The following is a 12,117-nucleotide window of genomic DNA, read 5'->3' as shown; positions in this document are numbered from 1 at the left end:
CTGTCTGAAAACTATTTTCAGACAGGCATTTCCGTACGGTTACTGTTATCTTGATTTCTTAAATTCAGATGGTACCAATCCTACCAGTGCCTTAAACTGACGCGTAAATGCACTGTGATCGGAATAGCCGCAGCGGGCAGAAATTTCCGTTACCGACAAGCCTGTTTCCAACATCGCCATGGCTGCTTCGATGCGTATTTTTTGAATATATTGCGAAGGTGTGATGTGGAAAATCTTTTTGAAATAACGCTCGATTTGGGCGGTGGAAAGACGTGAAACGGCTTCCAAGTCTTTCATTTTTATGTTTTGGTCGAAGTGGCCGGCAATGTATTTTTCAATCAGCGCGACTTTTTTATTCAGCTCGGGGCGGTTGCTGTCATTGGTTTCCACATCCACAGACACACCAAGCATGGCAATAATTTCACCCAAAGGATTGCGCACCGGCATTTTATGCGTGATACACCAGCCCAGTTCTCCCGAAGCATAAGTATGCAGCTCCAGCTTATTGTTGATGATTTTGCCGTCGTTCAAAACTTCCCTGTCCTACTGTGTATAACGTTGTCCCCATTCCGACTGAAACAGGTCTTCCGATGTTTTCCCAATCAAAGCCGCCATATCTGACAATTGTAAGCGGTGCAACAGCGTATCGTTGGCATAGACATACTCCGCCCGCATGTTTTTTACAAAAAACACCGTACTGGGCAATACCTGCAAGACAGGTGCAAACATGTTCAGACTGCGGATAAGGTCATTCACATTTTCCGGACAAACTGAAAGAGGAAAAGGGCTGGAAGGCATGGTTGTTGGTATCCGTGAGAGTTACAATAATGTAGTGGATTAAATTTAAATCAGGACAAGGAGACGAAGCCGCAGACAGTACAAATAGTACGGCAAGGCAAGGCAACGCCGTACTGGTTTAAAGTTAATCCACTATAAAATATCTCGAATCATTGCAGGTATACATCTAAAATACACTTTGAACATACGCGAAGCCAAAGTTGCCGTCCAGCTTGAATTTTCAGATTCATTAGTAGCGCCGCCCATCTTTTTCATAAAAATAGCAGAGGTGGTAAAAACATACTTGACTAAATAATCATGTGTTTTCCTGATTTTTACTGCTGATTTTGATTTCAAAATAAAGAAGGTCGTCTGAAACCTGTTTCCAGTTTTCAGACGACCTTCTTTCATCTGCATCCGTTTTAAACCGTCATTAGTCTTTCAATGCAGCCAATACTTTGCCGGCGATTTCATTCAAGCCCACGGTTTGTGCCTGATTGTCGCGGCGTTCGGCGTATTCGACATTGCCTTCTTTCAAGGCGCGGTCGCCGATGACGATGCGGTGTGGGATGCCCAGAAGCTCGGAGTCGTTCAGCAGCACGCCTGCGCGTTCGTCGCGGTCGTCGAGGAGGACGTCCGCGCCTGCCGCTAGCAGTTCGGCGTAGATTTTGTCGGCGGCTTCGCGTACGGAGTCTGATTTTTTGTAGTTCATCGGCACGATAACGACTTCAAACGGCGCCATCGCTTTTGTCCAGATGATGCCTTTTTCGTCGTTGTTCTGCTCGATGGCGGCGGCAACGACGCGGGTGATGCCGATGCCGTAGCAGCCCATTTCCATGATTTGCGATTTGCCGTTGTTGTCGAGGAAGCTCACGTTCATGGCTTGGGTGTATTTGTCGCGTAATTGGAAAACGTGTCCGACTTCGATGCCGCGCGCCAGTTTCAGACGGCCTTGTCCGTCGGGGCTTTCGTCGCCTTCAACGACGTTGCGTAAATCGACGAATTCAGGCTCGGCGGCGTCGCGGCCGAAGTTGAAGCCGGTATAGTGGTAGTCGTCTTCATTCGCGCCGATAACCCAGTCTGCGCCTTTTTCGGTGGCAAAATCGGCATAGACTTTGCCTGTGAAGCCGACAGGGCCGAGCGAGCCGCCGTTTGCACCGAACTGCACTCGGATGGCGGCAGGATCTGCCATGGTCAGCGGCGATTTCACGCCTGCGAGTTTTTCGGCTTTGATGTCGTTGAACTCATGGTCGCCGCGCAACAGCAATAAGACGATTTCGCCTTCGTTTTCGCCTTCGACCACGATGGATTTCAGTGTTTTTTCAATCGGAATGCTGAGGAAATCAACCAATGAATCAATGGTTTTGACGTTCGGCGTGTGTACTTTGGCCAGCTCTGCCTGAGTGGCTGCGCGTTCGCCTTTGAGCGGCAAGGTCGGAGCCAGCTCGATATTGGCGGCGTAATCGGAAGTGTCGCTATATGCAATCACATCTTCGCCGCTTTCCGCCAACACTTGAAACTCGTGCGAACCGGTACCGCCGATGCTGCCGGTGTCTGCGGCGACGGGGCGGAATTCCAAGCCCAGACGGGTGAAGATGCGGCAGTAAGCATCGTACATGGCATCATAGGTCGTCTGAAGCGAGGCGTAGTCGGCATGGAAGGAATAGGCGTCTTTCATGACGAACTCGCGCGCGCGCATCACGCCGAAGCGCGGACGCACTTCGTCGCGGAATTTGGTTTGGATGTGGTAAAAGTTTTTCGGCAGCTGTTTGTAGCTGTTGATTTCTTTGCGCACGATGTCGGCGATGACTTCCTCGCAGGTCGGGCCCATGCAGAAATCGCGTTCGTGGCGGTCTTTCAGGCGCAGCAGTTCTTTACCGTAAAATTCCCAGCGGCCGGATTCCTGCCACAGTTCGGCAGGCTGCACCACCGGCATCAGCAACTCCACGCTGCCCGCGCGCGCCATTTCTTCGCGCACGACGTTTTCAACTTTGCGCAACACGCGCAGCCCCATCGGCATCCAAGTATAAAGGCCAGACGCGTTGGCTTTAATCAGACCGGCGCGAATCATCAGCTTGTGGCTGGCAAGCGCGGCTTCGGCAGGGGCTTCTTTCAGGGTGGAAATGAAAAATTGGCTGGCTTTCATGGTGTGTTTTTCTGTGTAAAAAAGTAAGCGCGTATTGTAACGCGAAAGGCAGGGGGATTGAAGTTTTTCCCCATAGGGCGACAGCCGATGCCTTGCTTGTCCAGTCAACTCATTTGACATTTATCGGGCGTGTCAATCACTTTTTATACACAATTTCGCATTGGCTTGTTTTGCTTATAGATTTTTCCCATAAAGGCTTTTAAATTTTTTATTTTTATAACTAATTGATTTTATTGTATTTTATTTGACTATTTTTTAAGCACCGAAAGGCTTGGGTTGTTCCAAAAGCAAAAATTCCGATTACCCAAAGCTTATCAACAAACTTATCCACAGAGTTTGTGTATAGATTGGTGTCGTCTGAAACCATACCGTTCGATAGGTTTTTAAAAGCCCGTAACGCGGTCTTTCTGTTAAGATGATGCCTTCACTTTTTTCGCACTATCCCATCTATGTCCGCACACGAATTACACCTGCTTTCCCGCGCCAAAATGTTCAACGGCCATCAAGAGCAATACCGCTGCTTTTCCAAAACCTGCCAAACCGATATGACTTTCGGCATCTACCTGCCGCCGCAAGTATTGAAAGGCTATCCCGCGCCGGTTTTGTATTTCTTGTCGGGATTGCACGGCGACGGCTCGGAACTGATACGCCAAACCGGCATCCAGCGTTTTGCCGCGCAATGGAACATCATCGTCGTTTTTCCCGACACCTCGCCGCGCGGCAGCCATATCAGCGACAGTACGGACGAGTTTATCGGACAAGGCGCGGGATTTTACGTCGATGCGGCCGAACAGCCGTGGGCGGCGCATTATCAGATGTACAGCCATATCAGCCGCGAACTGCCCGATTGGGTGGAACGGCATTTCCCCGCCACCCAAGAACGCAGCATCGCAGGTTTCAGCATGGGCGGACACGGCGCGCTTTCCATCGCCCTGAAAAATCCGGGACGCTACGCCGCCGTTTCCGCGTTCTCCCCCTTGTGCCATCCGACCGCCAGCCGGGGCGGAAAGCAGGCGTTTGCCGCCTATCTGGGCGCGGAATCGGAGGCTTGGCAGGCTTACGACAGCACATCGCTCGTTCAGACGACCTCACGCAAGCTGCCGATACTCATCGACCAAGGCAGCATCGACCCGCTGTTCCCCAACGAATTACAACCCGAAGCCTTCGTCAATGCCGCCCGCGCCAACGGCTTCAACGTGCAATACAAAGTCCGCCCCGGCTACGGACACGATTATTTCTTCATCGCCAGCTTTATCGACTCGCATATCGAGTTTCATGCTGAGGCATTGGGTTTGTAAGTCCGCCATTCATAAAGTGTAGGAATCATCGCGTTGTCTACACCACCGGCCGAGAAAAACATTTGGCTGCGAAAAGGCAAGTGTTTTACTTTTGAGCCTGTTCAATCCACCGGTACCCGAATGTTGTATTTGAAATCCGAATCCAATGACCTTTTAACTTAATCTATTCAAACCACGCCAAGCCATGACCCACACCATTACGCTACCCGACCAAACCACCTTTACCGCCAACGACGGCGAAACAGTTTTAGCCGCTGCCGCCCGTCAAAACCTCAATCTGCCCCATTCCTGCAAAAGCGGGGCCTGCGGGCAATGCAAAGCCGAACTGGTGAGCGGCAATATTCAAATGGACGAACACTCCGAACAGGCCTTATCCGAAGCGGAGAAAGCGCAGGGCAAGATTTTGATGTGCTGCACCACCGCGCAAAGCGACATCAGCATCAACATCCCCGGCTACAACGCCAATGCGCTACCCGTCCGCACCCTGCCCGCCCGTATTGAAAGCATGGTTTTCAAACACGATGTCGCCCTCCTGAAACTTGCCCTGCCCAAAGCCCCGCCGTTTGCTTTCTACGCCGGGCAATACATTGATTTACTGCTGCCGGGCAACGTCAGCCGCAGCTACTCCATCGCCAATTCGCCCGACCAAGAAGGCATTTTGGAACTGCACATCCGCAGGCGCGAAAACGGCGTCTGCTCGGAAATGATTTTCGGCAGCGAACCCAAAGTCAAAGAAAAAGGCATCGTCCGCATCAAAGGTCCGCTCGGTTCGTTTACCTTGCAGGAAGACAGCGGCAAACCCATCATCCTTTTGGCAACCGGTACAGGCTATGCCCCCATCCGCAGCATCCTGCTCGACCTTATCCGCCAAGACAGCAGCCGCGCCGTCCATTTCTACTGGGGCGCGCGTCACCAAGATGATTTGTACGCACTCGAAGAAGCGCAAGAGCTGACAGGTCGTCTGAAAAATGTCCGCTTCACCCCCGTCCTATCAAAAGCTGCTGAGGGTTGGCAAGGCGAAAAAGGATACGTCCAAACCTCCGCCGCAAAAGATTATCCCGACTTGAGCGGTTATGAAGTTTATGCCTGCGGTTCCGTCGCCATGACCGAAAGTGCGAAATCGGTTTTAACCGCACAATGCAGTTTGCCTGAGACAAGCTTCTATTCGGATGCGTTTTCGCCGGCATAATAACCCAGTTTTATTACCCCTCTGGTTTATTACAGCCAGACAAACACCATCAAGGTCATCTGAAAACGAAGCTTGGAGCTTTTCAGATGACCTTTAATTTGACTCTTTTTGGACAAAATGTATAAAATAATTCTGGATTTAAAAAGTAAATCCGTATTTTTAGAAAAATATATTGTCGTTTTGTCTAAAATGTGTATAATCTCCTTCCAAAGCAAACCATAATTTCGATAAAATTTGGACAAGGAGTATCATGCAATTAGACATTGACCGCTTAGTTGCTTATTTCGGCGGCGTGAATGCACTTGCCGAAGCGTTGAAACAGCACGATCCCGAAAATGCCGCAACAACCGCAGCCATCTATAAATGGCGCACGCGCGGGTCGCTGCCTTTGGCGCAACTGCAAAAGCTGACCGCGCTGGCGGAAGCGCAAGGCAGGCCGCTGGATTTGAATGCTTTTTTACAAAAAAACGAATCTCTGGAGAGAACAGAAATGACACAGACCAACCGCGTAATTATTTTCGACACCACCATGCGCGACGGCGAGCAGTCGCCCGGTGCATCCATGACCAAAGAGGAGAAAATCCGCATTGCCCGCCAGTTGGAGAAAATGGGTGTGGATGTGATTGAGGCAGGTTTTGCCGCCGCCAGCCCGGGCGATTTCGAGTCGGTCAATGCGATTGCCAAAATCATCACCAAATCCACAGTCTGCTCGTTGGCGCGTGCCGTTGAAAACGATGTGCGCAAAGCAGGTGAAGCCGTTTCCCCCGCGCTGAAAAAACGCATCCATATCTTCATTGCCACCAGCCCCATCCATATGGAGCACAAACTGAAAATGAAGCCGCAGCAGGTCATCGATGCGGCGGTCAAAGCAGTGAAAATCGCCAAAGAATACACCGACGATGTGGAATTTTCCGCTGAAGACGCCGTGCGTTCGGATTTGGACTTCCTCGCCAAAATCTTTACGGCGGTTATCGAAGCGGGCGCGACCACCATCAATATTCCCGATACCGTCGGCTACTCCATCCCTTCCGTGTGGTACGAGCGTATCAGCAACATCATCAAAAGCGTGCCCAACGGCGACAAAGTAGTCTGGTCGACCCACTGCCACAACGACTTGGGCATGGCGGTTGCCAATTCGCTGGCCGCTATTCAGGCAGGCGTGCGCCAGGTGGAATGCACCATCAACGGTTTGGGCGAACGCGCAGGCAATGCCAGCCTTGAAGAAATCGTGATGGCGTTGAAAGTGCGCCATGACCTTTTCGGCTTGGAAACCGGCATCGACACCACGCAAATCGTGCCGATATCCAAACTGGTGTCCACCGTTACCGGCTATCCGATTCAGCCCAACAAGGCGGTGGTCGGCGCAAACGCCTTTGCACACGAATCAGGCATCCATCAGGACGGCGTGTTGAAACACCCCGAAACCTATGAAATCATGACTGCCGAATCGGTCGGCTGGTCAACCAACCGCCTGACCTTGGGCAAATTGTCCGGCCGCAGCGCGTTCCGCAGCAAACTGGCGGATTTGGGCATCGAGTTGGAAAGCGAAGAGGCACTGAACGCCGCATTTGCCCGCTTCAAAGAACTCGCCGACAAAAAACGCGAAATCTTCGATGAAGACCTGCACGCGCTGGTGTCCGACGAAATGGGCAGCATGAACGCGGAAAGCTACAAATTCATCTCCCAAAAAATCAGCACCGAAACCGGCGAAGAGCCGCGCGCCGACATCGTGTTCAGCATCAAAGGCGAAGAAAAACGCGCTTCCGCCACCGGCTCCGGCCCTGTCGATGCGATTTTCAAAGCGATTGAGAGCGTGGCGCAAAGCGGCGCGACTTTGCAGATTTATTCCGTCAACGCCGTAACGCAAGGCACGGAAAGCCAAGGCGAAACCAGCGTTCGTTTGGCACGCGGCAACCGCGTCGTCAACGGTCAGGGCGCAGATACCGACGTTTTGGTCGCCACCGCCAAAGCCTACCTCTCCGCCTTGAGCAAACTGGAATTCGGTGCAGCCAAACCGAAAGCGCAGGGCAGCGGTACGATTTGAGCTTAAATGGTTTGATTTGATTTTTAAAAGCAAAGAGGTCGTCTGAAAACCGGATTTTGAGGTTTCAGACGACCTTTTTCATGACCGCCCGCTGTACACCGAATATCGATACCAACACCAACGCAAATCCCGCCAGCGACTTCGCGTCCATCCCTTGCCCTAAAAACAGCCAGCCCAAGATAAATGCCGAGACAGGGCTGAGCAATCCCAACGACGAAACCGCAGCAGGCGAAAGTTTGGCGATTCCTCTGAAAAACAACACATAAGCCAATACGGCACCAAACAGGCTCAAATACAGATAGCCGCCGATATTGGCGGGGCTTAAAGATTCGAGCCGCGGTTCGGCAAGCAGGGCGACGGGCAGTAAAAATAATCCGCCGATGAAAAGCTGCCAGCCGGTGAACGCCAATATGGGCAGCGAAGTGCGGCGGTGTTTCGACAAATACACGCCCAACGCCATCGCCGCCGCGCCCGCCAATGCCGCCAAAATCCCCGTCCCGTCATAGCGCGCCTGCGGCGACAAAACCAAAAGCGCAATCCCCAAAACCCCTGCCGCCGACCAAGCCCAAGCTGCTTTAGGCGGCATGGTTTTGCCGATTAACCAAGTAAACACCAGCACCATCAGCGTCTGCGTCGAACTCAACACCGCCGCCAGTCCGCCCGGCAAGCGATACGCCGCCACAAACAGCATGGCCTGAAAAAAGCCGATGTTTAAAAAACCGAGCAAGACAACCGTCGCCCATTCATCGCGTTTGGGGATACGCCGTGTCCACGCCAACAGCAAAAGCCCGGCGGGTAAAACACGGATAAGCGCGGCGGTGAACGGTCGGTCCGGCGGCAGAAATTCGGTGGTCACGAGATAGGTGCTGCCCCAAATCAACGGGGCGAATGCGGTGGTCAGGATGGTGGCGGTGCGGCTGGACATAGGATTCCTTGTGTTCGGCGTTTTAGCTTCCCAGAAACTTCGTTTTCAGGTAGCCTGTGAAACCGTCTGGAAACGGGATGGGTATGATGTAAAAGCAGCCCGCACATTTTAAAACACAAGTGCAGGCTGCTTTTTGCGTTTTCAGGCAGCCTCAATCCGTCACCGAAGCCGCCACCCATTTTACCACCAACGGACGCACGCCGAGCAGGCTGGCGAAGGCCACCGGCCAAGTAATCAAATACGATTTCAACAAGCGCAGCAGGTAGCCCGCGTCGATGCCGGTATTCAGCGCCACCAGCACAGCGCTCACAATCAGCACCATCACCGCTGAGGCGTAAAAAGAAAACAATACACCCGCGTATTTTTTCGGCAATTTTTTCATCTAGTTTCTCTCAAAAAGTTCATATTGCGCAGTTTAAATCGTTTATAAAAATACGAAAATAAGATAAATTGGCAAACACAGCCAAAAAATGCACAAAGGAGGCAATAATGGATTGGGACTGGAACGGTATCCGCTATTTCACCACTCTCGTCGAAAAACAAACTCTTACCGCCGCTGCCGAACACTTGGGCGTGCAGCACAGCACCGTTTCGCGACAAATCGCCCAGCTGGAAAACGCACTCGGATTGCACCTGTTCGACCGCATCGGCAAACGCTACCTGCTCACTCCCGAAGGCGAACGACTTTATCGCCATGCCTGCGAAATCTGCAAAGATATGAGCATGTTGCAGCGTACCGCGCGCGAACAGGCCGAGCTGCGGCACAGCGTTGTCATTTCCGCACCGCCATTCGTTGCCCGACTGATGCTGATGCCTCACATTGCCGATTTCTACCACAAACACAACAATATACGCCTTATCATTCAAAGCGATGCCGCACTCGCCGACCTGCACGGCCGCCAAGCCGACATCGCCCTGCGCCTCGTCCGCCCCACCCAAAACGATCTTGCCGTGCGCCGCATCTCCCATTTCTCCTACCGCATCTACGGCCATGAAGGCTACCTGAAAACCATCCGCCGCGAAGACTGGCGTTTCGTGCAGATTGCCGTAAACACCCGTTTTTCCCGCTGGTTTGCTGAACAAATCGGCGAAGATGCCGACATTTCCTTCTCCAGCAACGACTTCGCCGCCGTCAAACAAGCCGTGTGCGAACAAATCGGCATCGGTATCCTGCCTGATTTCGCTGTTTTCCCTGCCGACAGGCTGCATCCCGTCTCACTCAATCCGGATGCCCTGCTACCTGAATTCGCAGCGGAACTCTTGCTGGTGATGCACGAAGACGTGCGCCGCAGCCCCAGCGTAAGGGCAGTGGCGGATTATTGGGGCAATGTATTGGGAAATGGATAATCCATCCTGAAAAAGCAGCCTGCACTTGAAAATTCAAAGTACAGGCTGCTTTTCGTTTGGGCAGTGCTGCTTTAGCCCTAGTTCCTTTCCTTCGGCGGAGCAGTTGCAGGAAACTATCAGCACAATGGCGGTTAGTGTCCAAACTGTACGAAGCAATCTGCCCTTCGGCAATGTGCTGCTTGGCTTGCGCTTCGGCAGCGGGGTTGGTTGGGATTTCCGCTGCCTGCGTGCAGCCGATTTGTCGCAATACGTCGGCCAACACGTCCAATTTTGCCGTGTCCAAGCCGTCTTCGTAGCGGGCTTTTGGGCAGGCGAGCAGGTGTTCCGGCCCGCGTTGCTTTGTCTTGGCCTTTTACCCGATTAAAACGGAAGTCATGCTGATTGAGCCGAAAGCGAGTTCGTCATTGAATATTTCCATATCGTCCTGCGGTTCGCGCAGCGCGGCGGTGTAGAGCAGCGGCAGGTAGTGTTCCGGGGGACGACACGGAGAGTGCGGCAGCTTCCACCAACCGTTCGTAATGCACCAGCGTGTCGTTGTCCCGCACGGTAAGGGCGGGGTTGACCGTATTGCGGAAGTCTATTGCCCGACCGTAGCCTCCGGCAGGTTCGCAGCGCATGGTGCGCAGGTTGTGCACGATGTTGCCGCTGCCGGCCACCAGCACGCCTTGTTCGCACAGCGGGGCGAGTTTTTCGCCAAATCGAAATGCCATTGTACAGGTTGTATCAGGTTCAAGCTGAGCTGCACTACGGGAATGTCGGCTTCAGGATACAGGCGTTTCAGCACCGCCCACGCGCCGTGGTCGAAGCCACGCTCCGGGTTCATTACTACATTTTCAGGCTGCAACAGCGAGCACACCTGCCCCGCAGTTCGGGCGAGCCGGGCGCGGGATATTGCATTTGGCTGAGTGCTGCGGGGAAGCCGTAAAAATCTTAAATCATTTCGGGACGTTCGCCGGACGTTACCTGCAAACGGTTGCCGTACCAGTGCGCCGAAATCATCAGAATGGCTAAATTTTTGCTCAATGCGGATGAAGCCTTAGCGGATGATTTTACGGGAAATTTTGTGCGAACAATCCCGTTTGGGGAAGGATATATTTTCTTAATGGGAAATCATCGGGCGGTTTATAGCTTTTGTGTTTTATTTTTGTTGTTTAACAGGCTGCCTGAAAGCACGGGTGGGTGCGTGGTTGGCGCAATCAAAAGCAGCCTGCACTTATGCTTTGAATATCCAGGCGACTTCCTACATCAGCAGACAATCTACCAAATCTTCTACTGCCATATCACATTGTCCCGTTTGCGCGGCAACAATCAAACCCTCTCCCAATAAAAATACTTTATCGGCAAGTTTCTGAGCATTATCTGTATCTGTGCCGCTTTCGCTCAAACGCGTCCGTAAAAAATCACGGATTTGGGATTTGTGGGCGGCAGATTTTTGGTGTGGGCTGCTGTTTGGGTCGGCATATTCGCCGCAGGCATTGATGAACATGCAGCCGCAGAAATCGGGAGATTTTGTCCAATTGGCGATAAAGTCAAGATAGGCACGGGCGGTTTGCGCTTTGGGTTTTTCATCCAATGCCGCAGCAAGTTTGTCCATAAATTGTTCATGGCGGTAGTCCAAAACGGCATCTATCAAGCCGTCTTTGCTGCCGAAATGGGCATATAGTGTGCGTTTGGTTGTACCGGCGTTCTGCGCCAGCAATTCTACGCCTGATGCGTGAAACCCTTCCTTGTAAAACAGGTCGTGGGCAGTGCGGATGATGTTTTCTTTGATAGACATAAAAAATCCTTGCATAAAGTATACCGACTGGTATAGTATTTAAAAATATACCGATTGGTGTATTTTAACTGATTTGGAGAATATTAAAATGTCAGAGAAAAAACTTTTTGCCGCCTATGAAAAATGCCCGCCCAGACTGCCTTATGGTGTTATCGCTGTCGCATGGCTGGGCGCGGCGTTGGCAACGGGTGCTTTTGCCGGAATAGGGAATGCGGCAAACCTGCCTTTGGTGTTGGGTTCGTTCGGCGCGAGCTGCTTGTTGGTCTTTGCCTATCCGCAAAGTCCTTTTGCACAGCCTAAAAACGTTATCGGAGGACATTTTGTCGCCACTTTAACGGGGTTGGTATTTATGGCGGCATTCGGTGCAGGCTGGTGGGTAATGGCTTTGGCTGTCGGCACGGCGGTGGCATTGATGTTGCTGTTTCGCGTACCGCACCCGCCGGCAGGCTCCAATCCTTTGATTGTGATGCTCGGTGGCGTGGGCTGGGATTTTTTGATTACGCCGACTTTGGCTGGGTCGCTGATTTTGGTGGCCGTGGCCTTGGTTTACAATAATTTGGGCAAAGGACGGCGGTATCCGACTTATTGGTTGTAAAGCCGCTTTAATCTTTTTC

13 protein-coding genes and 1 pseudogene are annotated in these 12,117 nt (G+C 52.2%); 6 read left to right on the top strand and 8 right to left on the bottom strand.

Features of this window, described 5'->3' with window-relative positions; translation table 11 throughout:
* Positions 1-45: 45 nt before the first annotated feature.
* From RSJ68_04575 to RSJ68_04560, 4 genes are all read right to left on the bottom strand, one after another.
* The gene (locus tag RSJ68_04575) at positions 46-531 is read right to left on the bottom strand and encodes a helix-turn-helix domain-containing protein (GenBank protein WNU98005.1); all 486 of its coding nucleotides are present in this window, start codon (positions 529-531) and stop codon (positions 46-48) included.
* Positions 532-543: 12 nt separating this feature from the next.
* Positions 544-798: a hypothetical protein gene (locus tag RSJ68_04570; protein WNU98004.1), complete on the bottom strand. Its 255-nt coding sequence runs from the start codon at positions 796-798 to the stop codon at positions 544-546.
* Positions 799-930: 132 nt separating this feature from the next.
* Positions 931-1,194: a hypothetical protein gene (locus RSJ68_04565; GenBank protein ID WNU98003.1), complete on the bottom strand. Its 264-nt coding sequence runs from the start codon at positions 1,192-1,194 to the stop codon at positions 931-933.
* Between the two features lie 16 nt (positions 1,195-1,210).
* Positions 1,211-2,923, bottom strand: coding sequence for a proline--tRNA ligase (locus RSJ68_04560; GenBank protein ID WNU98002.1), 1,713 nt, complete (start codon positions 2,921-2,923; stop codon positions 1,211-1,213).
* 449 nt (positions 2,924-3,372) lie between these two features.
* On the opposite strand from RSJ68_04560, the gene fghA reads away from it, so the two are divergent.
* The 3 genes from fghA to RSJ68_04545 all read left to right on the top strand — a co-directional run bounded on the left by fghA (position 3,373) and on the right by RSJ68_04545 (position 7,454).
* Positions 3,373-4,221 (top strand): S-formylglutathione hydrolase, encoded by an 849-nt coding sequence (fghA, locus tag RSJ68_04555; protein WNU98001.1) that lies wholly within the window; start codon positions 3,373-3,375, stop codon positions 4,219-4,221.
* A gap of 184 nt (positions 4,222-4,405) precedes the next feature.
* Positions 4,406-5,410: a 2Fe-2S iron-sulfur cluster-binding protein gene (locus RSJ68_04550; protein ID WNU98000.1), complete on the top strand. Its 1,005-nt coding sequence runs from the start codon at positions 4,406-4,408 to the stop codon at positions 5,408-5,410.
* Positions 5,411-5,660: 250 nt separating this feature from the next.
* Entirely contained in the window at positions 5,661-7,454 is a 1,794-nt protein-coding gene (locus tag RSJ68_04545; GenBank protein WNU97999.1) for a 2-isopropylmalate synthase, read from the top strand.
* Between the two features lie 64 nt (positions 7,455-7,518).
* Here the strand turns inward: RSJ68_04545 and RSJ68_04540 are convergent, their stop codons facing one another.
* Both RSJ68_04540 and RSJ68_04535 read right to left on the bottom strand, forming a co-directional pair.
* Positions 7,519-8,379 carry an EamA family transporter gene (locus tag RSJ68_04540; GenBank protein ID WNU97998.1) on the bottom strand — a complete coding sequence of 287 codons (861 nt, stop codon included), beginning with the start codon at positions 8,377-8,379 and terminating at the stop codon, positions 7,519-7,521.
* 151 nt (positions 8,380-8,530) lie between these two features.
* The gene (locus tag RSJ68_04535) at positions 8,531-8,761 is read right to left on the bottom strand and encodes a DUF2798 domain-containing protein (protein ID WNU97997.1); all 231 of its coding nucleotides are present in this window, start codon (positions 8,759-8,761) and stop codon (positions 8,531-8,533) included.
* 107 nt (positions 8,762-8,868) lie between these two features.
* On the opposite strand from RSJ68_04535, the gene RSJ68_04530 reads away from it, so the two are divergent.
* Together RSJ68_04530 and RSJ68_04525 are read left to right on the top strand one after the other, a co-directional pair.
* Entirely contained in the window at positions 8,869-9,726 is an 858-nt protein-coding gene (locus RSJ68_04530; protein ID WNU97996.1) for a LysR family transcriptional regulator, read from the top strand.
* A 103-nt stretch (positions 9,727-9,829) separates the two neighbouring features.
* Positions 9,830-10,090: a hypothetical protein gene (locus tag RSJ68_04525; protein WNU97995.1), complete on the top strand. Its 261-nt coding sequence runs from the start codon at positions 9,830-9,832 to the stop codon at positions 10,088-10,090.
* Here RSJ68_04525 and RSJ68_04520 read toward each other — a convergent pair.
* Together RSJ68_04520 and RSJ68_04515 are read right to left on the bottom strand one after the other, a co-directional pair.
* A pseudogene (locus RSJ68_04520) lies at positions 10,079-10,746 on the bottom strand (class III extradiol ring-cleavage dioxygenase). The gene RSJ68_04525 and the pseudogene RSJ68_04520 sit on opposite strands and share 12 nt — an antisense overlap.
* A 220-nt stretch (positions 10,747-10,966) precedes the next feature.
* Entirely contained in the window at positions 10,967-11,503 is a 537-nt protein-coding gene (locus RSJ68_04515; GenBank protein ID WNU97994.1) for a TetR/AcrR family transcriptional regulator, read from the bottom strand.
* Positions 11,504-11,591: 88 nt separating this feature from the next.
* On the opposite strand from RSJ68_04515, the gene RSJ68_04510 reads away from it, so the two are divergent.
* A complete protein-coding gene (locus RSJ68_04510) occupies positions 11,592-12,098 on the top strand; it encodes an HPP family protein (GenBank protein WNU97993.1) in 507 nt (168 codons plus the stop codon).
* The last annotated feature ends 19 nt before the right edge of the window (positions 12,099-12,117 follow it).

This window comes from Neisseria sp. DTU_2020_1000833_1_SI_GRL_NUU_006, from assembly GCA_032388755.1.
GTDB lineage: Bacteria > Pseudomonadota > Gammaproteobacteria > Burkholderiales > Neisseriaceae > Neisseria > Neisseria sicca_C.
This window is presented reverse-complemented; position numbering and strand designations above follow the sequence as displayed.